This is a genomic window from Micromonospora sp. NPDC005291 (assembly GCF_040607415.1).
In the GTDB taxonomy this organism is placed as follows: Bacteria; Actinomycetota; Actinomycetes; order Mycobacteriales; family Micromonosporaceae; genus Micromonospora.
Genome location: NZ_JBEXGR010000006.1, coordinates 289,430 through 312,748 on the forward strand (window position 1 = coordinate 289,430; position 23,319 = coordinate 312,748).

Here is a 23,319-nt window from a genome sequence, read left to right on the forward strand (position 1 = left end):
AACCGTGGGAAGGGGTTTCAGGGGACATGGACATCCGTGGTATCGACCACATCGAACTCTACGTGGGGGACGCCCGGCAGGCGGCCTTCTACTTCAGCACGGCCGTCGGTTTCGAGATCTGTGGCCAGGGTGGCCCGGAGACCGGGCTGCCGGGGCAGCGGTCACTGCTGCTCTGTCACGGCGACATCCGGTTGCTGCTCACCTCCGGGCTGAGCGCCGAGCATCCGGCGGCGAGGTACGTGCAGCGGCACGGTGACGGCATCGCGGTCGTCGCGGTCGAGGTCGACGACGTCGCGGCCGCGTACGCCGAGCTGGTGGGTCGGGGCGCGACGCCGGGGACGCCACCAACCACCGTCACCGGCGCGGACGCCGAGGTGGTGACCGCCGAGGTGGACGGCTTCGCCGACGTGCGGCACCGGCTGGTGCAGCGCCGTGGCGACCGGGCCGAATTCCTGCCCGGCGCCATCACACCGATCGCGTCCACGATGGAGGAACACCCGCCGGTGCTCGCCGAGATCGACCACCTGGCGGTCTGCGTGCCACCCGGTCAGCTCGACGAGACGGTCCGGCACTTCGAGGGGCTCTTCGACTTCGCGCAGATCTTCGAGGAGCACATCGAGGTCGACGGGCAGGCGATGAACTCCAAGGTGGTGCAGAGCCCGTCCGGGCGGGTCACCGTCGTGCTGCTGGAGCCCGATCGCACCCGGCGGCCGGGGCAGATCGACGCGTTCCTCGACCAGCACGCCGGGGGTGGAGTGCAGCACCTGGGGTTGCGCACCGACGACATCATCGGCGCGGTGGAGGCGCTGGGCCGGCGCGGGGTGCGCTTCGCGGGCACCCCCGGCAGCTACTACGACTCCCTGGAGGCGCGGGTCGGTCGAGTGGACGCGCCGCTGGACCGGCTGCGCGAGCTGGGAGTGCTGGTCGACTCCGACCATGACGGCCAGCTGCTACAGATCTTCGCGGAGTCGATGCACGTGCGCCGCACGCTCTTCCTGGAGCTGATCGAGCGGCGCGGGGCGCGGGGCTTCGGCAGCGGCAACATCAAGGCCCTCTACGAGGCCAAGGAACGGGAACTGGCGGCCACACCGCAGGGGGTGGGGGCGTGAGCGCGAGGAGTGAGCCGGTTTTGCGAGCCCCGCAGTCGCGATCCGAGGAGGCACAGTGACCGCGACGGGGTACGAACCGACGCTGACCGCGCAGGAGCGGGCACTGCTGCCCTCCGACGACGATGTGCGGCACTACGCCGCGCACGGCTGGTACCTGTCGAAGAAGCTGTTCACCGACGACGAGGTCGACGCGCTCGCCGCCGCCACGCAGCGCTACTACGACGGGGAGCGGGACCGCCGGCTGCCGGTGCGCCCGCCGAAGCTGGCCTACTGGGACCCGTCGAAGGGGCCGGTGCAGCGGCACAACGACTACGTCCACCACGAGCACGACGGGCTCGGCGCGATCCTGCGTAAACCGTTGATCGGCGCGGTCGCCGCCCGGCTGGCCCAGGCCGACGAGATCCGCGTCTTCCAGTCCACCCTCATCTACAAGCCGCCGATCGACGGTGAGCCGAGCAACATCGTGCCCTGGCACTTCGACAAGCACTACTGGGCGTCGTCGTCCTCGGAGAAGATGCTCACCGCGTTCATCCCCTTCCACGACTGTGGGGAGGAGATGGGCACCATCACGATGGTCGACGGCTCGCACCGCTGGCGGGAGATCGGCGCCGACGACACCGTGGTGCGGCACTTCGCCGACCGTGACCGCAGCCAGCTGGAGGAGATGCTGGCCGAGAACGCGGCGCACAACGGCGCCGAGATCCGCAAGATCCCCATGGTGATCCCGAAGGGACACCTGAGTTTCCACCACTGCCGCACCTACCACGGCAGCGGCCCGAACGTCAGCGGTCGCCCGCGACAGGCGATCTCGCTGCACCTGCAGGACGGCGACAACGCCTGGCGGGAGTATCCGCTCTCCGACGGGACGCTCGCCGCGTACAACCACGATGTGCTGGTCCGCCGCACCCACGACGGGCGGCCGGACTACGCGGACCCCGACTACTGCCCGGTCATCTGGCGCCACCGCGCCCAGCAGGGAGGCTGACATGTCACGGTACGACTGGGGTAAGACGCACCCGGGGATCGAGCGGCTGGAGCAGGCGGTGACCGACCGACGCGACGCCGTGGTCAAGCACCCGCTCTACGCCAACCTGGACACCCACGAGGCACTGGTCACCTTCATGGAGCACCACGTCTTCGCGGTCTGGGACTTCATGTCCCTGCTGACGTCGTTGCAGCGGCAGCTCACCTGCGTCACCGTGCCATGGATTCCCACCGGCCCGACCGGCAGCCGCCGCCTCATCAACGACATCGTGATGGTGGAGGAGAGCGACGAGCTGGGCGGGGGCTACATCAGCCACTTCGAGCTGTACGTGCAGGGCATGCGGGAGGCCGGCGCGGACACCACCGCCGTGGACTCCCTCGTCGACCTGCTGCGCGCTGGCCGTCCGGTGCGCGACGCGCTCGCCGAGGCCGGGGTGCCGGCGCCGTCCGCCGCGTTCGCCGCCACCACCTGGCAGATCATCGAGTCCACCCCGGTGCACTGCCAGGCGGCGGCCTTCGCGTTCGGCCGGGAGGACCTGATCCCGGACATGTTCACTCAGGTCGTCTCGGTCAACGAGCGCAGCAACCGGCTGCACACGTTCGTCGACTACCTGGAGCGGCACATCGAGGTCGACGGCGAGCAGCACACCCCGATGGCGATGCAGATGCTCGCCGACCTGTGCGGCGACGACGACACCAAGTGGCAGGAGTGCGCCGACACGGTCAACACCGCGCTGGCCGCCCGCGCCCGGCTCTGGGACGACATCCTGACCGCCATCAAGGGGCCGGCGTGACCGATACCGACCCGGTCCGGCTCTACCGCACGGTCCGGCTGATCCGCCGGTTCGAACAACGGGCGGTGGAGCTGGTCCACGGCGGGCAGATCGTCGGCGGCATCCACCCGTACCTGGGTCAGGAGGGCATCGCCGCCGGCGTCTGCGCCGCGCTGGGTGCCGACGACGTGCTCGCCGGCACCCACCGCGGACACGGGCACGTGTTGGCGCGAGGCGCCGACCCGGCCCGGATGCTCGCCGAGCTGTGCGGCCGGGTCACCGGCCTCAACGCCGGGCGGGGCGGCTCGATGCACGCCGCCGACTTCAGCCTCGGCGTGCTCGGCGCCAACGCGATCGTCGGCGCCTCGGGGGCGATCATCACGGGTGCGGTCTGGGCCCACCGCCGCCGGGGGCGCGACACCGTCGGAGTGAGCTTCTTCGGCGACGGCGCGGTCAACGAGGGGATGCTGCTGGAGGCGTTCAACCTGGCCGCGCTGTGGCGGGTGCCGGTGCTGTTCGTCTGCGAGAACAACGGCTACGCCACCACCATGCCGGTCGTCGGCGCGGTGGCCGGCAGCATCGGAGGCCGGGCCGCCGCGTTCGGCATCCCGGCCGTCCAGGTCGACGGCCAGGACCCCGAGGGGGTACGCGTCGTCGCGGCCGCCGCCGTCGACCGGATGCGCGCCGGCGGTGGCCCCGAGCTGATCGAGGCCCGGACCTACCGCTTCGACGTCCACCACACCTTCGAACACGCGGTACGCCTCGACTACCGCCCGCCCGACGAGGTGACCCGTGGCCGGGCCCGGGATCCGGTGCGCATCCAGGGCGAACGCCTCACCGACACCGACCGTGCCGCCGTGGACGCCGAGGTCGAGGAGACCCTCGACGCGGCGGTGCGGTTCGCCCTGGCCAGCCCGGAACCCGACCCGGCCGACGCGTTGGCCCACCTGTACGCCAGCGGCATGACCGCCCGCACCGGAGGTGGCTAGGTGACCCGACTGTCGTACCGCCGGGCGCTGACCCGGGCGTTGGCCGACGAGTTGACCCGCGACGAAGCGGTGTTCCTGCTCGGCGAGGACATCCAGGTCGGCGCGTCGCTGGTGACCACCGGCCTGGCCAAACGGTTCGGGACCGAACGGGTACGTGACACCCCGCTGTCGGAGCAGGCGTTCACCAGCTTCGCCACCGGGGCGGCGCTGGCCGGGCTGCGGCCGGTGATCGAGTTCCAGATCCCGTCGCTGCTGTTCCTGGTCTTCGAGCAGATCGTCAACCACGCGCACAAGTTCCCGCTGATGACCGGCGGGCAGTGCGCGGTGCCGGTCACCTACCTGGTGCCCGGCTCCGGCTCGCGTACCGGCTGGGCTGGGCAGCACTCCGACCACCCGTACAGCCTCTTCGCCCATGTCGGTGTGGTCACTGTCGTGCCGGCCACCCCGGCCGACGCGTACGGGCTGCTGGTCACGGCGATCCGGCACGACGACCCGGTGGTGGTGTTCGCCCCGGCGGCCGCGATGGACGTGCGGACGGACATCGACGTCGCCGCGCTGGCGCCGGTGCCGCTGGGCAGGGGCCGGATCCACCGCTTCGGCGACGACGTCACCGTGGTCGCGATCGGGCACCTGGTGCACGACGCGCTCGCGGTGGCCGAGGAGTTGGCCGACCAGGTCTCGGTGGAGGTGTTCGACCCGCGCACGCTGTACCCGTTCGACATCGACGGGTTGACCGAGTCGGTGGCCCGCACCGGGAGGCTCGTGGTCATCGACGACGCCAACCGCTCCTGCGGCATCGCCGCCGAGATCATCGCGTCGGTGGTGGAGCGGGTCCGGCTGGTCGCGCCACCGCGCCGGGTCACCCGGCCGGACGGGGCGGTGCTGCCGTTCGCGCCGGCGCTGGACCGGGCCGTGCAGCCCGGTCGGGACCAGCTCGCCACCGCCATCCACCTGACCATGAAGGACGGATCATGATCGACCCGAACTACGCGTGGCCGGCGGCCGACCGGGCCTGGACCGAGCTGCCGGAGTCGGCCCGCCAGGCCATGCTGGTCAGTGGCGCGGCGGCCTGGGAGCAGGTGTTCCACGGCCGGGCCACCTACAACAAGCAGTGGCGGTTGGCTCGCCCCCCGGTGCTCACCGCCGACACCTGGCGGGAGCTGAACGAGGTCTGCGACCGTCTCGCCCAACTGATCCTCGACGCCTGCCACCGCCGGGTGGGCACCGCCGGTGAGCTGCGCCGGCTGCTCGGCGTACCGGCGGGGGAGACCCGGCTGCTGGACGAGTCGGAGCCGCTGACCGAGGCGCTGCTCGCCGCGTACCGCCCGGATGTGATCTTCTCGGCCGGGGTGCCGAAGTTCGTCGAGTACAACATCGACAGCAGCCTCGGCGGCGGGTTCGACGCCGACACCGTCATTCAGCGGTACGCGCGGCTCTACCAGGAGCAGGGCATCCTGGACGGCCTGCCGGTACGGGCCGCGCCGTCGCTGCTGGACCAGCGGTTCGTGGCGATCCGTGAGGAGCTGCGGCTGCCCGACGGCGCCCGGGTGGCGCTGCTGATGGACTTCGACGGGGACTACCCGGGCCTGGACGATCCGGCGACGTTCATCCGGATCCTCGACCCGCTCGCCGTACGGGCCCGGGACTTCGGGATCGACCTGGTCATCGCCCCGGTGTCCACCGCCACCCTGGACGCCGAGCGGCGGCTGGTCGTCGACGGCGCACCGGTCGACGCGCTGTTCCGGCTGTTCGTGCCCAACCGGGTCACCCCGACCGCCGGCCTGGACGCGGTGGCCGGGGCCCTCGCCGCCGGCACACTGCCGATGTTCGTGTCGGCGGCGGCCTGGCTGCTCGGCAACAAGACCACCTTCGCCTGGCTGTGGGAGGACGTGGACGCGCTGCCCGCCGACGACCAGGCGCTGATCCGGCGGCATGTGCCGTACACGGTGCCGTTGACCGCCGCGGTGCTCGACCGGGCCATCGCCGAGCAGGCCGACCTGGTGGTGAAACCGGCCGACGGCTCGGCCGGGCACGGCGTGCTGCTCGGCCCGGAGCTGAGCCCAGCGGACTGGGCCGACGGCCTACGCGCCGCCCTCGACCAGGGCGGGGCGATTCTGCAGGAGTACCTGCCGACCGACCGGGTGACGATGGACTTCGTGCAGATCGAGACGGGCGAGACGGTCACGGCCGACGTCCCGTACTCCCTCGCGCCCTACCTGTTCGGCCGCCGCGCCTCCGGCGCCCTGGCCCGCGTCGGTTACCCCGGCTGCGACGGAATCCTCAACATGGCCCACGGCGTCCTCCTCACCGGAATCCTCCTCCACGACTGACCCGGTCAGTGGGAGTGGGTGGACAAGCGGCGGAGGGTTTCTGCTGTTGCTATGGCGTCGCTGCGGGCGCTGCCGTGGCGGCCGTCGCTGCTGTAGAGGCTCGGGTCCGCGGTGAGCGGGTGGTCGGTCAGGTGGACGTGCAGGGTGCCCAGCCGCTCGGCCAGCCTCGCCGTGTGTGCCGACAGACGGCGCATCCGCTCGGCCAGGCCGGCTCGCAGCGGTTCGGGGACCGCCGGGCTGTGCGACACGTCGAACATGCCCACCGTGATGACGTCCGCGCCGGCGCCCCGCAGCGCGCTGATCATCGCGGTCAGCTCGGCGTCGACCGCGGCCGCGTCGTACGCCGGGTGGAAGGCGTCGTTGCCGCCACAGACCACCAGCGCGAGGTCCGGCTCGAAGGCCAGCGCCGGGGCGAGCTGGTCGGCCCGCACCTGGTGCGCGCGCAGCCCGCGTCGACCCAGATTCCGGTACGCCAGCCCGGGGCGGGCGGTGGCCAGTTCGGCGGCGATGCGGTCGGCCCACTGCACGTCCGGGTAGCCCGGCGTCGGCTCGCACATCCCCTCCACGACGCTGTCGCCGAGCGCCACGAACCGCCGCCACGGATGCCCGCGCAGCAACTCGGCGGCCTCGCCGGGGCGAAGGCAGTACGGGTCCGTCGATTCGGTGAGCGTCGATGGCATGCCGGCACGCTAGCCGACTCGCGACGAACTTCCCCGGACGGACGTGGCTGTCGGATTGGTGTCGCCCGCCCGGCGGCATGGGCGCGTCAGGGTGGGGTGGCGCCGTGGGCCGGTCACGATGACGGTGGGCCGACCGCCGACGTCGCGGTGGTGCGGGGGAGGGGGCGGGCGTGCTCAGTGCGTTTCTGCAGTCCATGGCGACCAAACTGGTCGAGGAGATCCTCAAGCGGCTCGTCGAGTGGCTCGCGCCGAAGGCGCTGCGTTCCGTACCGCATCCCGCCTCGCCGACCTGCCCACGCTGCGGCGGGTACGGCGTGGCCCGCTGGGCGCCCGGCAGGGTGCGGCTGCTCTTCGTGCTGTCCCTGCTGGTCTTCACCTGGGGCTTCGCGGGTCTCCTGCTCGGCGTGCCGGTGGTGGTGTTGACAGTGGTCGGCGCGGTGTTGTCCGGCGCGATGCTGCCCGCCCTCCTCGCGCTGCTGGGTCTGCCGTTCTTCGCCACCGTGATGATCGCGGGCGCGTTCGGCCTGGCCTATTACCACAGCTACCCGCCGAAACGGTGCCACCGCTGCCATGGCAGCTGGCCGGACCGCGAGCGTGACGAATACCTGCGGTCGACCCAGCCGGTGTTCACCTGCGGTTGCGGTCAGCGGCTACGGGTGCCCCGGGCCGCCGGGGTGCGGCTGCGCTGCCCGCGCTGCGGCGCCGAACACGCCGCCCCGGCTCCGGCCGGGCGCTGACGCGGGTCAGCCGTCGGTTGGCTCCGATGCGGCTCGGTGGGTGGCGGCGAGACGCTTCGGGGCGCGGGCGTACCACGCCTCGGTGACCACCTCGGTCAGCTCGGGCAGACCGATCCGGTCGAGCTGGACCAGCACCGCCGGGTAGCCGTCGAAGTGCGGGGTGGTGAGGTAGACCGACGGGTCGTCGGCGAGCAGGGCTTCCTTCACACCGAGGTCGGCGACTCGTACGCCGAGGAGCGGCCCGTCGGGCGCGGCGGCGCCGAGGGCTTCGAGGTCGGCCCGGCGTAACGGTCGCTCCCAGGCGAACGGCTTGTCCCGCACCCGCCACGCGGGCAGCCCGTCGTACGAGGCCCGCTCGGTGGTCTCGGGTAGCGCGAGCGCGATGCGGCGGACATCCTCCCAGCTGGGCATGCCCTCACGGTACGGGCTCAGCCGGCCACGGTGTGCTCGCCGAGGCCTTACCCTTCGGTGGCGACTGCCGCGATGGCGGCGTACGGCCGCTGAGTGCCGTCGCTGGGCCGCCGCACGCGCTCAACCTCGGTGAAACCGGCTCGCGTCAAGCGTTCGGAGAGCTCGTCGACGGGCCAGCGATACGCGGTCACGACCTTGTGGTCGAAGGCGGCGACCTCGTCACCCTCGAAGGAACCGAGCACCAACGTTCCGGCCGGGGCCATTGCCCGTCGGAACTCGGCGAGCACGGCATCGAGATTCTGCGGCGGTAGGTGGATCAATGAGAACCAGGCCAGGATGCCGTCGACGGAGTGGTTGGCGACATCGAGGCTCGCCAACGACCCGAGGTGGAACTCCACGCTCGGGTGGGTCGCCCGCGCGTGGGCGATGAACTCGGGGACCATGTCGATTCCGGTTGCGTCGACGCCCAGCGAGTGAAGGTAGCCGGTGATCTGGCCGGGCCCGCAGCCCAGATCGAGCACCGTGCCAGGCCGGCCCGCCAGATGTCGCCCGATGAAGGCGAGGTCGTCGGGGTCTACCTGCTGACTCGTGCCGAACAGGCCGATGTAGAGCTCCGCGACGGACGCATATGCCTGCCGGACCTTCTCCAGGTTCACCGCCCGACTATATGAGCTCTCGGATTCCGGGGGTGTCAGGGTGTGGTGGCGGGGGCGGGTCGCATCGGGGTCTTCGGACCCGCCGGGCGGGCCACCAGCGGGTACGCGGTGACCACCAGGCAGGCCGCCGCCGTGACCAGCAGCGCCGGGGTGAGCCCCAGGGCGTCCACCGACCAGCCGCCGAGCAGCGCGCCGACCGGCAGCCCGAGGAAGGCCAACGAACCGGAGATGCCGATCACCCGGGTCTGCAACTCCGGTGGTACCCGCTCGTAGAGCGCCACCCCCAGCAGCGGGTTGACCGCCGCGATGCCGATCCCGGACAGGAACGTCACCACGAGCACCATCGGCAGTTCGTCGCTGATCGCCAGCGCCACCAGCCGGGGTGTGCCGGCGATCAGCGCCCCGACCAGGAACGTCAGCCGGCGGGGCAGCCGGGGCCCCAGCGCGGTGAACAGCACGTTGCCCAACAGCGCGCCCGCCGAGAACGCCGCCAGCACCAGGCCGAGCCCGCTCGGGCCATGTAGTTCCCGGGCGACCCAGACCGGGATGTAGACGGCCACGCTGGCGTTGGCCACCATGTTCAGCGCCGAGATAACCACCAGCATGCCCAGCAGCGGTCGGTCCCGACGCAGGTAGCTGAAGCCGCCCCGCAGCGCGCGGAGGTAACTCTCCGGCTGGGCGGGTTGCGCCAGGGCGGCCTGCGGGCGAACCAGGAGGCCGATCAGCAGCGCGCAGACGCCGAAGCTGGCCGCGTCGATGAGGATCGCCCCGGTCACGCCGAACCCGGCGATCAACAGGCCGCCGACGGCGGCGCCGAACAGGGTCACCACCCGGCTCAGCCCGTCGTACGCGGAGGTCAGCCGGATCAGCGGCACCCCGGCGGCCTCGGCGACCGGCCGGAACATCACGTGCTTCACCCGGTCGCCGATGCCCCGTAGCGCGCCCGCCACCGCCACGAGCGCCACCAGGGCGGTGAAGCCCAGCCACGGGGTCAGCGCCACGATCAGCATGACCGCCGCGCTGCCCACGTCGCACACGATCGAGGTGCGGCGCAGGCCGATCCGGTCCGCCCACGGCGTACCCAACGCGCTGGACAGCAGGTACGGCAGCGTCTCGGCGAACGCGACCAGGCCCATCTTGGTCGGGCTGCCCGTGGTGACCAGCACCAGCCACGGAATGGTCACCACCGAGATGCGGGTGCCCAGGTTGGAGATCAGGTCCGCGCTGACCAGGACGACCAGCTGCCGGCGGGGGGTCACGCCCCGACCGCCGCCGCCCGACGCGCGGCGTACCGGTCGCGCAGTGCCCGCTTGTCCACCTTCACCGACCGGTTCACCGGCAGCCGGTCGGTGAACTCCACCCCGGCGGGTGCCCACATCTCGTTGAGTTCGGCGGTCACCAGGTCGATCAGCTCCGCCCCGGTGACCGTCGCGCCCGGCGCGACCACGACGTACGCGTACGGGACCTCGCCGACCGTCTCGTCCGGTACGCCGATCACGGCTGCGGCCCGCACCTGCGGGTGCCCGGCCAGCACGTCCTCGATCGGACGGCAGAAGATCGCCCAGTTCCGCCGATGCGTGACGATCATGTCGTGTGCACGGTCGACCAGGTAGAGGTAGCCGTCGTCGTCGAGGTGGCCGATGTCGCGGGTACGCACCCAGCCGTCGACCAACGTCTGCGCGGTCAGCTCCGGTTGGCCGTGGTAACCGGCGAAGCTCAACCGGGTGTGCACCCACACCTCGCCGTCGCGGCCCGTCGGCAGCACCGTGCCGTCGTCGTCGCGGATCTCGATGCGCACGTCGCCGTAGGGCCGCCCGCAGGAGCGCAACCGCCCCGGATGCTCCGGATCGTCGGTCAGTCCGGGCAGCGCGGTGATCACGACGGCTTCGCTGAGGCCGTACACGATGCGTAGCACCGGGCCGAAACGCGCGATGGCCTGGCGCAGCCGGGCGGGCGCGGCGGGCCCGGCTCCCACGTTGAACATGAACATGGCCGAGAAGTCCGCGCCCACCAGCGCCGGGTGGTCCAGCACCTCGTAGAGCATCGGCGGGGTGACGAAGGTGGAGTTGATCCGCTCCCGCTGCACGGTGTCCACGAAGGCCACCGGGTCCCAGTCGTCGCGCAGCACCAGCACCCCACCGGTGAACAGGTTGAACAGCGTGGTGATCTGCCCGCTGGCCAGCCACATCGGCGAATGCGACAGGTGCCGCAGCAGCGGGAACCCGGCGGCTCGGAAGTCGGCTGCCAGGGCGAGGATCTGGGCGTAGAAGCTCTCCCGGTGGTGCACCAGTTTCGGGCTGCCGGTGGTGCCGCTGGTCTGCAGGAACGACTCCGGCGCCGGCGCGAGCGCCGGCAGATCGGCCGCGTCGGCGTCGGCGGTGAGGTCCGGGCCGGCGCCCGGGCCCAGGCAGCACACCGGTGTGCCGGGCAGCGCGGCGGCCAGTTCCGGGCCCAGGCTGGCCGGGTCCCGGGCGTCGTAGACCAGGGCGTCGGGGCGGGCCAGGCGGATGAATTCGTCGACCTCCCGGCGGGCGGTGACCGGGGCGACCCACATCGTCCGGCAGCCGATCAGGTGCAGCGCGAGCTGAAGCAGCGGGCCCTCCACCGCGTTCGCCACGGTGACCAGCACCGCCGCCCCCGGCCGTACGCCGTTCCGGGTCAACGTCGCGGCCATCGCCCGCACCTGCGCGGCGGCCTCGGTGTAGGTGAGCCGGCGGCCTCCACCGACCAACGCCTCTCGGGCACCGAAGTCGGCGAAGAGATCCAACACCCTGTCCACGTAGGTCGTCGTGTGCCCGGGTCCGTCAGTCATCCGGCAGCTCCCATCCGCGAAAGCGGCGGTCGCGGTGAACGACGCGACGGTGGCGCGCGCCTCGGCGACCGCACCGCCGCCGCCTGCGAGCCTAGGCCCGCAAGGGCTGGCGGGGACCCGGCCGAAGGGCGATCCGAGAGGCCCGGCGGACATTTGATGGCGTCGATGAGGTTGATTGACGCCCGTCATCGGCGGCGGCTAGGTTTCTGGACCATCGTCCAGGCGGGAGCCGTCAGCGGACGGCCCCTGGGCTGCCACACGATGGAGGTTCAATGTCGACCCCGAAGAGATGGCATGTCATCGCCGCCGCGGCCGCGCTGCTGGTCGCGGGAACACCCGCCGTCGTCGCCAGCGCCGGTCCGTCCGAGACCGCCGCCGACCGGCCCGACCGGTCCGAGTGGGCGGGTAGCTGGGCCACCGCGGTCACCCGGGGCAACTCGGTGGGACTGACCAACACCGGTCTGAACGACCAGAGCGTCCGGATGGTCGTGCACGTCTCGGTCGGCGGCCCGGCGCTGCGGGTACGCCTGAGCAACCTCTACGGCGAGCAGGCGGTCAAGGTCGGTCGGGCCACCGTCGCCCGGCCGAACACGACGACCGTCGACGACGTCTCCGACATCGACCCGGCCTCGTTGCGCCCGTTGGCCTTTACCGGTGCCGCCTCGGCGACCATGAACCGGGGCGCCGAGCTGCTCAGCGACCCGCTGACCTTCCCGGTCGCGGACGACAGCGACCTGGTGGTCACCCTGCACTTCCCGACTCCGACCGGGCCGACCACCTTCCACGGGCAGTCCCAGCAGAACAACTTCATCGGCGCCGGTGACCTGACCGCGGCCGCCGACGGCGCCGGGTTCACCATCCGTCCCACCTGCTGCTGGTTCTTCCTCTCCGGCATCGACGTGCAGCGGAAGGCCAGCCCCGGCGCGGTGGTCGTGCTCAGCGACTCGATGGGCGACGGCAACGGCAGCACCGTCAACGCCAACCGGCGCTGGCCTGACCTGCTCTCCGACCGGCTGCTCGCCGACCGGCCGGACAAGCGCACCCCGGGCGTGCTCAACCTGAGCCTCGCCGGCAACCGGCTCAACCACGAGGGCACCGAGCCGGGCGACGGCAACTACCCCGGCTACTTCCAGCTCGGCCCGAACGCGGCGGCCCGGCTCAACGAGGACGTCTTCGCCCAGACCGGCGTGCGCACGGTGGTCACCCACCTGGGCATCAACGACATCTGGATGTCCAACGACTCATCCGAAGCGATCATCGCGACCCTGCGGCAGATCAACCAGCAGCTCCAGCAACGCGGCCTGACCAGCCTGGTGGCCACGTTGACGCCGTACGAGGGGCACGGCGCGCCAGGTGTGTGGACCCCGCAGAAGGAGGCCACCCGGCAGGCGGTGAACGCGTACCTGCGCGGCAGCCGGGAGTTCGACGGGCTGCTCGACTTCGACCGGGTGCTGCGCGACCCGGCACGGCAGAGCCAACTGCTGCCCGCGTACGACTCGGGGGACCACATCCACCCGAACGACGCCGGCAACCAGGCGATGGCCAACGCCGTGCCGCTGCGGGTGCTCGGCCTGTGACACCGGCCGGGGGTGGCGGGCGATCCTCGCCACCCCCGGCCACACCATTCCTGGGGAGGAGATCGTCGTGGACGTGGGGGAGTTGCTCACCAGCCTCTACAGCGAGCAGGGCCGACAGGATCCGTACCCGTGGTACGCGGGCCTGCACCGGCTCGGGCCGGTCAGCGCGGTGCCGGCGCGCGCCGAGCACAGCACGGTGGCCGCGGTGGCGGTCGGGTACGACCTGATCGACGGGCTGCTGCGCGATCCGGAGTGGACGAAACAGCCGCCGCCGGGCTGGCAGGAGCAGGAGATCCTGCGCACGTTCCAGACCTCGATGATGTTCGCCAACCCACCCGATCACACCCGGATGCGGCACGTCTTCTCCCGCACCTTCACGCCCCGCCGCCTCGGCGCGCTGGAACCGGTGATCCTGCGGGTGGTCGACGACCTGCTGGACCGGATGGCCGACGCCGGGGACGGCGTGGTCGACTTCGTGGCTGATTTCGCGTACCCGATTCCCGCTCTGGTGATGGCCGAGTTCATCGGCATTCCGGCGGGGGATCTGGCGTGGTACCGGGAGCGGGTGGAGCGGATCGACGAGTTCCTGGACATGGCCGGGAAGACCCCGCAGCGGCTGGCCGCGGCCAACGCCGCGGCGCAGGAGCTGCGGGCCTTCTACCGGGAGTTGTTGGCGGCCCGCCGCCGGGTGCCCGGGGACGACCTGCTCAGCGGGCTGGTCGAGGCGCTCGACGCAGGCGGGGTGGAGCTGACCGAGGAGGAGTTGGTCAGCAACCTGATCGTGCTGTTCAACGCCAGCTTCGTCACCACCGTCTACATGTTCAGCAACGGGCTGCCGCTGTTGCTGGCCCACCCGGAGACGGTCGCAGCGCTGCCCACCGACGAGAAACTGGCCCAGGGCTGCATCGACGAGGTGCTGCGGTTGGCCAGCCCCGTGCACTTCCTGGCCCGCGCCGCGCCAGCCGACACCGTGTTGAACGGTGTGCCGGTCGCCAAGGACGACAACGTGCTGCTCATGATCGCCGCGGCCAACCGGGACCCGGCACGCTTTCCGGCCCCGGACACCTTCGACCCGACCCGACCCGGCCCACCGTCGCTGGCCTTCGGGGCGGGCCTGCACTTCTGCCTCGGCGCGGCGGTGTCCCGATTGGAGGGGCGCCTCGCGCTGCCCCGGCTGTTCGCCCGGTTCCCCGGCCTGACGGTCACCGAGACGCCGACGTACAGCGGCAGTCTGGTCCTGCGCGGCATCGACAAGCTGCTGGTCAGCACCGGTGGATAGGAGCGACATGGCCCTGCACCCGGAGGTGGCGGCCTACCGGGCGGCCCGCGCCGCGACCGGCGCCCCACCGCTGTACGCGCAGACCCTGATCGAGGCGCGCGCCGCGGACCTGGCCGCGATCCGCGCCGGCACCGGCGCGGTCGAGCCGGTGGCCGAGGTACGCGACGAGAGGATCCCCGGCCCCGCCGGTGAACTGCCGCTGCGGGTGTACCGGCCGGCCGGGCCCGGCCCGCTGCCCACCCTGCTGTACTTCTTCGGTGGCGGGTGGACGCTCGGCAGCATCGACACCGCCGACGGCATCTGCCGGCGACTGGCCAACGCGGTGCCCTGCCAGGTGATCACCGTCGGCTACCGGCTCGCCCCGGAACACCCCTTCCCGGCCGCGGTGCACGACTGCCACGCCGCCACCCGCTGGGTCGCCGGGCATGCCGACCGGCTGGGCGTGGACCCGGACCGGCTGGCGGTGGGTGGGGACAGCGCTGGCGGAAACCTCGCCGCCGCGGTCACCCTGCTCTGCCGCGCGGACGGGCCCACGCTCGCCGCGCAGCTGCTGGTCTACCCGAACACCGACCAGAGCCGCGCGCCGGCCGGCCCGGCCGACGACGACGATCCGACGCTGTTCAACCGCCGCTCGGTGGCCTGGTACCGCACGCACTACCTGGCCGACCCGGCGCACGCCCGGGACCCCCTCGCCTCGCCGCTGCTCGCCGACGATCTGTCCGGGCTGCCTCCGGCGCTGGTGATCACCGCCGAGCTGGACCCGCTCCGCGCCGAGGGGCAGCGCTACGCCGAGCGACTGCGCGAGGCTGGCGTACCCACCCGGCTGGCGCACTACCCTCAAATGATCCACGGCTTCTTCGCCATGCCCGGCGCCTTCACCGACGGGCGACAGGCACAAGGGAGCGCGGCGGCGTTCCTGCGGGAACGGTTCGGGCTGCCACGCGAGCAGGACCGTCCACCCGGCACGGGGGTGCAGGGTGGCTGAACAGGTGCTGACCGGCGTGCCGGCCGTGTCGCTCGCCGACTACGCCGAGCGGGCCCGGGCCGTGCTGTCGGCGGAGGTGTGGGACTACATCGCCGGCGGCAGCGCGGACGAGGTGACCCTCGCGGCCAACCGGTGCGCACTGGACCGGGTCGCGGTGCTGCCCCGGGTGCTGCGCGGCGTGGACAGTGTCGACCTCGGCACCCGGCTGCTCGGCCGCCCGTACGCCATGCCGGTCGGGGTGGCGCCGATGGCGTACCAGCGGCTGGTGCACCCGGGCGGGGAGCTGGCCCTGGCGGCGGCGGCCGGCGCGGCCGGGGTGCCCTATCTGGCGAGCACGCTGGGCAGCACACCGATCGAGCAGGTCACCGGTGTGGGCGCGGAGGTCTGGTTCCAGCTCTACTGGCTGCGCGAGCGGGGACTGGTCCGCGACCTGCTGGCCCGGGTCGTCGCGGCGGGTTGCCGGGCGCTGGTGGTCACCGTGGACGTTCCGGTGCTCGGCCGGCGGCCTCGGGACCTGCGCAACGCGTTCCGGCTGCCGGACGACGTGGTCGCCGCGAACCTGCCCGAAGGCCGGGACGCCCTGGCGCACAGCGGTGCTCCGGGGGTGTCCGCGATCGCCGCGCACACCGACGCGGCGTTCGCGCCGACGCTGCGCTGGACGGACCTGGCCTGGCTGCGGGAACACGTCGACCTTCCGCTCGTGGTCAAGGGGGTGCTCGACCCCCGCGACGCGGTCGAGGCGGTACGGATCGGCGCGGACGCGGTGGTCGTGTCCAACCACGGGGGGCGGCAGCTCGACGGGGCTCCGGCCAGCGTCACCATGCTCCCGGAAGTCGTCGACGCGGTCGGCGACCGGTGCCAGGTGCTGATGGACAGCGGCATCCGTGGCGGCACCGACGTGCTGCGGGCGCTCGCGCTGGGTGCCGCCGGGGTGCTGGTCGGTCGACCGCTGCTCTGGGCGCTGGCCGTCGGAGGCGAACGCGGCGCGCGGGACGCGCTCGACCTGCTCGCCGCCGAACTGCGCGACGCTCTCACCCTGGCCGGCTGTCCCGACCCGGCGGCGGCCGGCGAGCTGCGTACCCGCATGGCGGGCTGAGCGGTGACCGACACCGAACCGGTCGACCTGACCGTCGCCGACCTGCACCCCGCGCTGGTCGATCCGGCGCTGACCTCGATGAACTTCCTCAACGAGGTGTCCGAGCGCTATCCAGCGGCGGTGTCCCTGGCGGCCGGCCGACCGTACGAGGAGTTCTTCGACCTCGCGGCGGTGCACCGGCACCTGGACACCTTCCACCGGCACCTCACCGACGACCTGGGTCACTCACCCGAGCAGGCCCGGCGGCTGCTGCTGCAGTACGGCCGGACCAAGGGCATCGTGCACCACTTGATCGCCCGCAACCTCGCCGTGGACGAGGGAATCACCGTCGACCCGGAGGCCGTCGTGGTGACCGTCGGCTGCCAGGAGGCGATGTTCCTGGTGCTGCGGGCGCTGCGCGCCGGGCCGGCCGACGTGCTGCTCGCGGTCGCCCCGACCTATGTCGGGCTGACCGGCGCGGCCCGGCTGGTGGACCTGCCGGTGTGGCCGGTCGCGGCCGGGCCGTCCGGCGTGGACCTGGCCGACCTGCGGACCCAGGTGCGCCGGGCGCGGTCGGCCGGGCTCCGGCCACGCGCCTGCTACGTGATGCCGGATTTCGCCAACCCCTCGGGCATCAGCATCGACACCGCCGATCGGCGGCATCTGCTGGCGTTGGCCGCCGAGGAGGACCTGCTGCTGCTGGAGGACAACCCGTACGGGCTGTTCCACCTCGACGACGGGCCTCGCCCGTCCACTTTGAAGTCGTTGGACACCGGGCGACGGGTCGTCTACCTCGGCTCGTTCGCCAAGACCGTGCTGCCCGGCGCGCGGGTCGGCTATGTGGTCGCCGACCAGCGGGTGGCGGGGCCAGACGGTCGGGTCGGCCCACTCGCCGACCAGCTCGCCATGATCAAGAGCATGGTCACGGTGAACACGTCACCGATCGCGCAGGCGGTGATCGGTGGCCGGCTGCTGGAGCACGGGTGCAGCCTGGTGCCCGCCAATATCCGGGAGCGGGCCGCGTACTCCCGTAATCTGCGCCACCTGGTGGCCGGCCTGGGCCAGCGGTTCCCGGACCGGCCCGACCGGCCGGTGCGGTGGACCGTACCCGCTGGCGGGTTCTTCGTGGTGGTGACCGTGCCGTTTCCGGTCGACGACGCGCTGCTGGACCGCTCGGCGCGCGACTACGGTGTGCTGTGGACGCCGATGGCGCACTTCTACGACGACACGGCGCCGGTGTGCGCGCTGCGGCTGTCGGTCAGCGCGGTCACTCCGGAGCAGATCGATCTCGGGCTGGATCGCCTCGCGGCACTCATCACCGACGAGCTGGTCCGCCGGGCACCCAGCTCGGTGGGTTGACACACCGCGTTCATCGGATGGCAATGCGCGACGGCCCGCGTGCCGCCGTCCTGGTTGGACGGTCATAATAGGCCGCATGGTTGCCTGGGAGTACGCCCTGCTCGTCCGCCGCTATCAGGGACAGGGCCGCAATTTCCATGTCTCGTTCGTCTGGTACGCGCCGGACGGGTCACGCAAGGACATCACGGCCTTCGGCGACACCGCCATCGCGCATCTCAACCTCGCCGGCCGGGAGGGTTGGGAGCTCGTCTCCGCCGCCGAGGACGTGAACAACGTCCAAGGAAGCACCGAAGTCCACCGCTACCACCTCAAGCGCCCCCTGGCCTGAGCCCCACCCCACCCCACCCCACCCGCGCCTCCGCCGCCCCGCCGCGCCGCGCCCGCCCCGCCCCCGCCGATCTAGGGAAAATCAGCGCTAGTTGATCTCTAGCCGCAGCAATCTTCCCTAGATCGACGCGGTGGGGCTGCGGGGGAGACGCGGGCGCGGGCGGGGGACAGGGCGGGGGACAGGGCAGGGCGGGGCAGGTCAGGTCAGGTCGATGGCGGGGTAGAGGGGGTACGGGGCCAGCAGGTCGGTGGCCTGGCGGGCGATCTTGTCGGCCAGATCGGGATCGAGGGTGTACTTCGCCTTCGATCCGGTGCCGTCGGCGTTGGCGCCAGCCGTGGTGTGGGCCAGCACGGTGTGGATCAGCTCCGCGGTCTGGTCCATCTCGGCGGTGCCCAGCCCTCGGGTGGTCAGGGCCGGCGTGCCGACCCGGATGCCGGACGTGTACCAGGCCCCGTTCGGGTCCTGCGGGACCGAGTTGCGGTTGGTGACGATGCCCGAATCCAGCAGCGCCTGCTCGGCCTGCCGGCCGGTGAGCCCGTAGCCGGACACGTCGATCAGCACCAGGTGGTTGTCGGTGCCACCGGTGACCAGCTTCGCGCCGCGACGCAGCAGCCCTTCGGCGAGGGCCTGCGCGTTGTCCACGATCCGCTGGGCGTAGTCGGCGAAGTCGGGGCGGCGGGCCTCCGCGAGAGCGACCGCCTTGGCGGCCATCACGTGCGGCAGCGGGCCACCGAGCACCATCGGGCAGCCCCGGTCCACCTGGTCGGCCAGCTCCGGCTGGCAGAGCACCATGCCACCGCGCGGGCCGCGCAGCGACTTGTGGGTGGTGGTCGTGACGATGTGCGCGTGCGGCACCGGGTCGAAGTCGCCGGTGAAGACCTTGCCCGCCACCAGGCCGGCGAAGTGCGCCATGTCGACCATGAAGGTGGCGCCGACCGAGTCGGCGATCTCCCGCAGGATCCGGAAGTTCACCTTCCGGGGGTACGCCGAGTAGCCGCCGACCAGGATCAGCGGCTTGAACTCGCGGGCCGCCTCGGCCACCCGGTCGTAGTCGATCAGACCGGTCGCCGGGTCGGTGCCGTAGCTGCGCTGGTCGAACATCTTGCCGGAGATGTTCGGCCGGAAGCCGTGGGTGAGGTGACCGCCGGCGTCCAGCGACATGCCGAGCATCCGCTGGTTGCCCAGCTCGCGGCGCAACGCGAACCAGTCGGCCTCGCTGAGGTCGTTGACCTGGCGAACCTGGGCCTTCTTCAGTGCGGGGGACTCGACCCGGTCGGCCAGCACCGCCCAGAACGCGACCAGGTTGGCGTCGATGCCCGAGTGCGGCTGCACGTACGCGTGCGCGGCGCCGAACAGCTCCCGGGCGTGCTCGGCGGCGAGCGCCTCGACGGTGTCGACGTTCTGGCAGCCGGCGTAGAAGCGGCGCCCGACGGTGCCCTCGGCGTACTTGTCACTGAACCAGTTGCCCATGGCCAGGAGCGTCGCCGGGGAGGCGTAGTTCTCGCTGGCGATGAGCTTGAGCGACTCCCGTTGGTCGGTCAGCTCGGCGCCGATGGCGTCGGCCACCCGTGGCTCGACAGCCCGGATCACCTCAAGGGCACTTCGGAATGCGGTGGACTCGGCGTTGCGCGACATGCGACCTCCTACAGACGTGCGGGAAGGCCCAGGCGCTCGGCAAAAAACGTCCTCATGACGGGACCGCTCCCCGATGGTTGTCCATCCCCACGCGCCAGTAACGGCCCGCGCCAATCCTACCGGGCCGGGGATCCCCGGCCCGGCCGACCTCCGCATGCGCCGCCTCAGGCCGTCATCGCATCGAGCGCCGGGCCGCAGGTGGTGCCGCCGGATCAGATCGTGGACAGCGTTCCGGGGATCTCGTCGAGCAACTCGCGGGCGAGGAAGCCGATCCGGCCGTACCGGGGGATCAGCCGCTGGCCGCTCATGGCGTGCGCGAACGAGCCCCAGCAGGCGGCCTGCGCCGGGTCCGCGCCGCGGGACAGCAGCCCCGCCAGCAACCCGGCGAGTACGTCCCCGCTGCCGGAGGTGCCCAGCCCGGCGTCGCCGCTCTCCTCCCGCCAACCCCGCCCGTCCGGGGCGGCCACGTGCCCGTACAGCGAGACGACCGCCTCGTACCGGCTGGCCAGCTCGGCCGCTTCGGCGTCCAGGTCGTCGCCCGCGTCCCGCCCGAGCAGGTGCCCGGCCTCGGTGACGTTGGGGGTGAGCACCACGGGCCGGCCCGAGCCGACCAGCAGGTCCGGTGCGTGGCTGAGCGCACCGAGGGCGTACGCGTCGAGCACCAGCGACGTGTGGGGGCGGGCCGCGTCCAGGACCAGGGCCAGCAAACGGTTGGTCTCGTCGATCGCTTTCAGCCCGGGGCCGAGGGCAACCACGTCGGCCTGAGCGACCAGCTCACCGAGCTGGCCGTCCCGGTCGGCGGCGACCGCGCCGTCGGGGGTTTCCGGCAGCCCGACCACCAGCGCCTCGGGCACCTCGATGCTCAGCGTGGCGGCGCTGGACTCGGCGGCGGCGAGCTGGAGCACCCCGGCGCCGGCGCGCAGCGCGGCCACCCCGGCGAGCAGCACCGCACCGGGGGTGAAACGGGAACCGCCGATCACCAGCACGGTGCCTCGACTCTCCTTGCCGCCGGCCGGCACCGGCAGCGCCCAGTCCCGCAGCAGCCCCGGCGTGATCACCTTCACCTCAGACCGGCTCGGCATGAATCTCGTCCTCCCTGGTCGGCTGGGCGCCCTGCCGGTGCAGGTGGCCGACCTCGTTGAATCCGCCCGGAATCAGCCGCTCCTGTGCGTCGGCCGACCAGTCGGTGATGGAGCAGTTGGCGATCACGTGCTCGCGGGTCAGCGCCATCAGGTCCGGCTCGGTCAGCCCCTCCACCAGGTAGCGCAGCAGAAAGACCAGCGCGTCGTGGCCGAAGAGCAGAACACGCTGGCCCTCGTGGTCCCGGCGCAGGTCGCCGAGGAGCGTCCGCAGCCGCAGCGCCACGTCGGTCCAGGACTCCCCGCCCGGCGGCCGGTAGTAGAACTTGCCGAGCCGTGCCCGGCGCTCGGCCTCGTCCGGGTACCGCTGGCGTACCCCGTGCCCGGTCAGGCCGTCGAGGATGCCCAACTCCCGGTCGCGCAGCCGCTCGTCCCGGCTTACCGGCACCCCGGTGCCGTGCAGCGCCAACCCGGCGGTGGAGACCGCCCGCAGGTACGGCGAGACCACGGCCACGTCCGGCCGGCGGTCTCGGGGCAGCTCGGCCAACCAACGGCCGGTGGCCCGGGCCTGATCCTCGCCGGTGGGGGAGAGCGGCACGTCGGCGTCGCGGTGACTGAGCCCGATCAGCTCTTCGCCGGACGCCTCAGCGTGGGTCGCCGCCACGTTCGCCGTGCTCTCGCCGTGTCGGATGATCCAGAGCGTCGCCAGTTCCGCCATGCCGACCCCCTACCCGGGCGCCGACGGCGGTAACCACGCCCGCTTCAGCCGCGCCGTTGCAGCAGGGCCACGGTGAGCCCGGTCGCGTGGGCCACCCGGACCACGTCGTAGCGCTGGTCGAGCAGCAGACCGCGGTGGCCGAGGAGCCGCCCGGGACGCCGCCCGTGCAGGTCGGCGGCCCGACCGAGGAGCTGCCGCAGCAGCCCGCCACGCTGGTCTCCGGTCGGTAGCCGTCAAGCCCGCCCGGGCGTCGTACCCTCGGGGGCGTGGCGACGCCGGCGGAGGAGATCCAGGTGGGGGAGCGGCTGATCCGCGTCTCCAGCCCCGACAAGCCGTACTTCCCGGAGCGTGGGCTGACCAAGCTGGACGTGGTCCGCTACTTCCTGGCGGTGGGTGACGGCATCCTGCGCGCGTTGCGGGACCGGCCGACGATGCTGGAACGCTGGCCGCGCGGCGTCTTCGAGGGCGCGACGATCGCCACCCGGCAGACCAACCGGGGCGACGCGTTCTACCAGAAGCGGCTGCCGGCGGGTGCGCCCGAGTGGGTGCGCACCGCCCACATCACCTTTCCCAGCGGGCGCACGGCCGACGAGGTCGCGCCGAGCGAGTTGGCCGTGGTGATCTGGGCGGCCAACCTGGGCACCCTGCGTTTCCACCCGTGGCCGGTCACCTCCGCCGACGTGGAACGCCCCGACCAGCTGCGTATCGACCTCGACCCGATGCCCGGCGTCGGCTTCGAGCAGGTGGTGCCGGTGGCCCTCGAGGTGCGGGCGTTCCTCGCCGAGCTGGGGCTGACCGGCTACCCGAAGACCACCGGTGGTCGAGGGCTGCACGTCTACCTGTCGATCGAGCCGCGGTGGAGCTTCGGCGAGTGCCGTCGGGCGGTGCTCGCGTTGGGCCGGGAGATGCAGCGTCGGCTGCCGGAGCTGGTCACCACCACCTGGTGGCGCGATCAGCGGGACCGGCCGGTCTTCGTCGACTACAACCAGATGGCCCGGGACCACACGGTGACCTCGGCGTACTCGATCCGGCCGACGCCGGCCGCGCTGGTCTCCGCGCCGCTGGACTGGTCGGAGCTGGACGAGGTCCGGCCGGAGGACTTCGACGTGCTCAGCATGCCGGCCCGGTTCGCCGAGCGGGGCGACCCGCATGCCGGCCTGGACGGCGACCGGCACTCACTGGAGCCGCTGCTGGAGCTGGCCGACCGGGAAGGGCTGGAGGCCCCGCCGGAGCGCTGAGCGCTCACGCCCAGGGGCTGCCGGCTCCGTCGAACTCCTCGAAGACCAGCCAGGTGCGGGTGGACAGCACCCCGGGGATGCTCTGCACCCGGCCCAGCACCACGTCCCGCAGCGTGGCGTTGTCCGGCGCGCGGACCAGCGCCAGCACGTCGTGGTCGCCGCCGAGCAGCGCGGCGTGCTCGATGTAGCGCACCCGGGCCAGCTCCGCGGAGACCTCCCGCCAGGTGTTCTGCTCGATCGTCAACGCGATGTACGCCGAGGTGCCCAGCCCGGCCGCGGCGGGTGCCACCTGAGCCCGGAACCCGGTGATGACCCCGTCGCGCAGCAGCCGCTCCACCCGCGCGTACGCGTTGGTGCGGGAGATGTGGATCCGCTCGGCGAGGGTGCGCACCGACGTCCGACCGTCACGGACGAGCTCGTCGAGGATCCGCCGGTCCACCTCGTCCAGAGCTCGCGCCGATCGTCCCGATCCCGCCGCCCGGCCCGCCTCGTCGGCGGTCTCCTGGCTCACCGATGGACCCTTCGCATGCCAACCGTCCCGCCTTCCACGTGGATCTTGAGTCAA

24 protein-coding genes and 1 riboswitch are annotated in these 23,319 nt (G+C 72.3%); of the genes, 15 read left to right on the forward strand and 9 right to left on the reverse strand.

Going from position 1 to position 23,319, the window contains the following annotated elements:
• The first annotated feature begins 26 nt into the window (after positions 1-26).
• Genes hppD through ABZT18_RS11860 form a run of 6 tightly spaced genes read left to right on the forward strand, consistent with a single transcriptional unit; the run spans position 27 to position 6,185 of the window.
• Positions 27-1,109 carry a 4-hydroxyphenylpyruvate dioxygenase gene (hppD, locus tag ABZT18_RS11835; protein ID WP_355251194.1) on the forward strand — a complete coding sequence of 361 codons (1,083 nt, stop codon included), beginning with the start codon at positions 27-29 and terminating at the stop codon, positions 1,107-1,109.
• A 55-nt stretch (positions 1,110-1,164) separates the two neighbouring features.
• Complete coding sequence (locus tag ABZT18_RS11840) at positions 1,165-2,094, forward strand: phytanoyl-CoA dioxygenase family protein (RefSeq protein WP_355251197.1); 930 nt, start codon at positions 1,165-1,167, stop codon at positions 2,092-2,094.
• Between the two features lies 1 nt (position 2,095).
• Positions 2,096-2,887, forward strand: a complete 792-nt coding sequence (locus ABZT18_RS11845; RefSeq protein WP_354994131.1) for a DUF3050 domain-containing protein — start codon at positions 2,096-2,098, stop codon at positions 2,885-2,887.
• Positions 2,884-3,855 (forward strand): thiamine pyrophosphate-dependent dehydrogenase E1 component subunit alpha, encoded by a 972-nt coding sequence (locus ABZT18_RS11850; RefSeq protein WP_354994130.1) that lies wholly within the window; start codon positions 2,884-2,886, stop codon positions 3,853-3,855. Before ABZT18_RS11845 ends, ABZT18_RS11850 begins: the two co-directional genes overlap by 4 nt.
• Complete coding sequence (locus ABZT18_RS11855; RefSeq protein WP_354994129.1) at positions 3,856-4,830, forward strand: transketolase C-terminal domain-containing protein; 975 nt, start codon at positions 3,856-3,858, stop codon at positions 4,828-4,830.
• The gene (locus ABZT18_RS11860; RefSeq protein WP_354994128.1) at positions 4,827-6,185 is read left to right on the forward strand and encodes a hypothetical protein; all 1,359 of its coding nucleotides are present in this window, start codon (positions 4,827-4,829) and stop codon (positions 6,183-6,185) included. The genes ABZT18_RS11855 and ABZT18_RS11860 overlap by 4 nt, the downstream gene beginning before the upstream one ends.
• Positions 6,186-6,190: 5 nt before the next feature.
• Here the strand turns inward: ABZT18_RS11860 and ABZT18_RS11865 are convergent, their stop codons facing one another.
• Entirely contained in the window at positions 6,191-6,865 is a 675-nt protein-coding gene (locus tag ABZT18_RS11865) for an SGNH/GDSL hydrolase family protein (protein WP_355251200.1), read from the reverse strand.
• Positions 6,866-7,035: 170 nt separating this feature from the next.
• Between ABZT18_RS11865 and ABZT18_RS11870 the strand changes: the two genes are divergently transcribed.
• Positions 7,036-7,602, forward strand: a complete 567-nt coding sequence (locus ABZT18_RS11870) for a hypothetical protein (RefSeq protein ID WP_355251203.1) — start codon at positions 7,036-7,038, stop codon at positions 7,600-7,602.
• A gap of 6 nt (positions 7,603-7,608) precedes the next feature.
• Here the strand turns inward: ABZT18_RS11870 and ABZT18_RS11875 are convergent, their stop codons facing one another.
• Genes ABZT18_RS11875 through ABZT18_RS11890 form a run of 4 tightly spaced genes read right to left on the reverse strand, consistent with a single transcriptional unit; the run spans position 7,609 to position 11,481 of the window.
• The gene (locus ABZT18_RS11875; RefSeq protein ID WP_355251206.1) at positions 7,609-8,013 is read right to left on the reverse strand and encodes an MmcQ/YjbR family DNA-binding protein; all 405 of its coding nucleotides are present in this window, start codon (positions 8,011-8,013) and stop codon (positions 7,609-7,611) included.
• A 47-nt stretch (positions 8,014-8,060) separates the two neighbouring features.
• Entirely contained in the window at positions 8,061-8,669 is a 609-nt protein-coding gene (locus ABZT18_RS11880) for a class I SAM-dependent methyltransferase (protein ID WP_355251209.1), read from the reverse strand.
• 35 nt (positions 8,670-8,704) lie between these two features.
• A complete protein-coding gene (locus tag ABZT18_RS11885; protein ID WP_355251212.1) occupies positions 8,705-9,928 on the reverse strand; it encodes an MFS transporter in 1,224 nt (407 codons plus the stop codon).
• A complete protein-coding gene (locus ABZT18_RS11890) occupies positions 9,925-11,481 on the reverse strand; it encodes an AMP-binding protein (RefSeq protein ID WP_355251215.1) in 1,557 nt (518 codons plus the stop codon). Before ABZT18_RS11890 ends, ABZT18_RS11885 begins: the two co-directional genes overlap by 4 nt.
• 299 nt (positions 11,482-11,780) lie before the next feature.
• Between ABZT18_RS11890 and ABZT18_RS11895 the strand changes: the two genes are divergently transcribed.
• The 6 genes from ABZT18_RS11895 to ABZT18_RS11920 all read left to right on the forward strand — a co-directional run bounded on the left by ABZT18_RS11895 (position 11,781) and on the right by ABZT18_RS11920 (position 18,084).
• Entirely contained in the window at positions 11,781-13,058 is a 1,278-nt protein-coding gene (locus tag ABZT18_RS11895) for an SGNH/GDSL hydrolase family protein (protein ID WP_355251301.1), read from the forward strand.
• Positions 13,059-13,125: 67 nt separating this feature from the next.
• Positions 13,126-14,337 (forward strand): cytochrome P450, encoded by a 1,212-nt coding sequence (locus ABZT18_RS11900; protein WP_355251218.1) that lies wholly within the window; start codon positions 13,126-13,128, stop codon positions 14,335-14,337.
• 7 nt (positions 14,338-14,344) lie between these two features.
• Positions 14,345-15,322: an alpha/beta hydrolase gene (locus ABZT18_RS11905; RefSeq protein ID WP_354994120.1), complete on the forward strand. Its 978-nt coding sequence runs from the start codon at positions 14,345-14,347 to the stop codon at positions 15,320-15,322.
• Positions 15,315-16,418, forward strand: a complete 1,104-nt coding sequence (locus ABZT18_RS11910; RefSeq protein ID WP_355251221.1) for an alpha-hydroxy acid oxidase — start codon at positions 15,315-15,317, stop codon at positions 16,416-16,418. Before ABZT18_RS11905 ends, ABZT18_RS11910 begins: the two co-directional genes overlap by 8 nt.
• A gap of 3 nt (positions 16,419-16,421) precedes the next feature.
• The gene (locus ABZT18_RS11915; RefSeq protein ID WP_354994118.1) at positions 16,422-17,756 is read left to right on the forward strand and encodes a PLP-dependent aminotransferase family protein; all 1,335 of its coding nucleotides are present in this window, start codon (positions 16,422-16,424) and stop codon (positions 17,754-17,756) included.
• Positions 17,757-17,823: 67 nt separating this feature from the next.
• A complete protein-coding gene (locus ABZT18_RS11920) occupies positions 17,824-18,084 on the forward strand; it encodes a hypothetical protein (protein WP_272619449.1) in 261 nt (86 codons plus the stop codon).
• Positions 18,085-18,282: 198 nt separating this feature from the next.
• Here the strand turns inward: ABZT18_RS11920 and ABZT18_RS11925 are convergent, their stop codons facing one another.
• The 3 genes from ABZT18_RS11925 to ABZT18_RS11935 form a co-directional block, all read right to left on the reverse strand.
• Positions 18,283-19,719, reverse strand: a complete 1,437-nt coding sequence (locus ABZT18_RS11925) for a glycine hydroxymethyltransferase (RefSeq protein WP_355251224.1) — start codon at positions 19,717-19,719, stop codon at positions 18,283-18,285.
• Positions 19,720-19,738: 19 nt separating this feature from the next.
• Positions 19,739-19,831, reverse strand: a riboswitch (ZMP/ZTP riboswitch).
• A 100-nt stretch (positions 19,832-19,931) separates the two neighbouring features.
• A complete protein-coding gene (locus ABZT18_RS11930; protein ID WP_354994116.1) occupies positions 19,932-20,801 on the reverse strand; it encodes an NAD(P)H-hydrate dehydratase in 870 nt (289 codons plus the stop codon).
• The gene (locus ABZT18_RS11935) at positions 20,785-21,516 is read right to left on the reverse strand and encodes a histidine phosphatase family protein (protein WP_354994115.1); all 732 of its coding nucleotides are present in this window, start codon (positions 21,514-21,516) and stop codon (positions 20,785-20,787) included. The genes ABZT18_RS11930 and ABZT18_RS11935 overlap by 17 nt, the downstream gene beginning before the upstream one ends.
• An 86-nt stretch (positions 21,517-21,602) precedes the next feature.
• On the opposite strand from ABZT18_RS11935, the gene ABZT18_RS11940 reads away from it, so the two are divergent.
• Positions 21,603-21,746 (forward strand): hypothetical protein, encoded by a 144-nt coding sequence (locus ABZT18_RS11940; protein ID WP_355251227.1) that lies wholly within the window; start codon positions 21,603-21,605, stop codon positions 21,744-21,746.
• Between the two features lie 36 nt (positions 21,747-21,782).
• On the forward strand, positions 21,783-22,754 hold the full coding sequence (locus ABZT18_RS11945; RefSeq protein WP_355251230.1) for a DNA primase small subunit domain-containing protein: 972 nt from the start codon (positions 21,783-21,785) through the stop codon (positions 22,752-22,754).
• A gap of 4 nt (positions 22,755-22,758) precedes the next feature.
• Here ABZT18_RS11945 and ABZT18_RS11950 read toward each other — a convergent pair whose 3' ends face one another.
• On the reverse strand, positions 22,759-23,265 hold the full coding sequence (locus tag ABZT18_RS11950; protein WP_355251233.1) for an Lrp/AsnC family transcriptional regulator: 507 nt from the start codon (positions 23,263-23,265) through the stop codon (positions 22,759-22,761).
• Between the last annotated feature and the right edge of the window lie 54 nt (positions 23,266-23,319).

Excerpts from the sequence above, each read along its gene's own strand:
- ABZT18_RS11935 (WP_354994115.1), bottom strand. The coding sequence starts at position 21,516 with ATGGCGGAACTGGCGACGCTCTGGATCATCCGACACGGCGAGAGCACG.
- ABZT18_RS11845 (WP_354994131.1), top strand. The coding sequence starts at position 2,096 with ATGTCACGGTACGACTGGGGTAAGACGCACCCGGGGATCGAGCGGCTG.
- ABZT18_RS11875 (WP_355251206.1), bottom strand. The coding sequence starts at position 8,013 with ATGCCCAGCTGGGAGGATGTCCGCCGCATCGCGCTCGCGCTACCCGAG.
- ABZT18_RS11860 (WP_354994128.1), top strand. The coding sequence starts at position 4,827 with ATGATCGACCCGAACTACGCGTGGCCGGCGGCCGACCGGGCCTGGACC.
- ABZT18_RS11890 (WP_355251215.1), bottom strand. The coding sequence starts at position 11,481 with ATGACTGACGGACCCGGGCACACGACGACCTACGTGGACAGGGTGTTG.
- ABZT18_RS11930 (WP_354994116.1), bottom strand. The coding sequence starts at position 20,801 with ATGCCGAGCCGGTCTGAGGTGAAGGTGATCACGCCGGGGCTGCTGCGG.
- ABZT18_RS11865 (WP_355251200.1), bottom strand. The coding sequence starts at position 6,865 with ATGCCATCGACGCTCACCGAATCGACGGACCCGTACTGCCTTCGCCCC.
- ABZT18_RS11925 (WP_355251224.1), bottom strand. The coding sequence starts at position 19,719 with ATGTCGCGCAACGCCGAGTCCACCGCATTCCGAAGTGCCCTTGAGGTG.
- hppD (WP_355251194.1), top strand. The coding sequence starts at position 27 with ATGGACATCCGTGGTATCGACCACATCGAACTCTACGTGGGGGACGCC.
- ABZT18_RS11905 (WP_354994120.1), top strand. The coding sequence starts at position 14,345 with ATGGCCCTGCACCCGGAGGTGGCGGCCTACCGGGCGGCCCGCGCCGCG.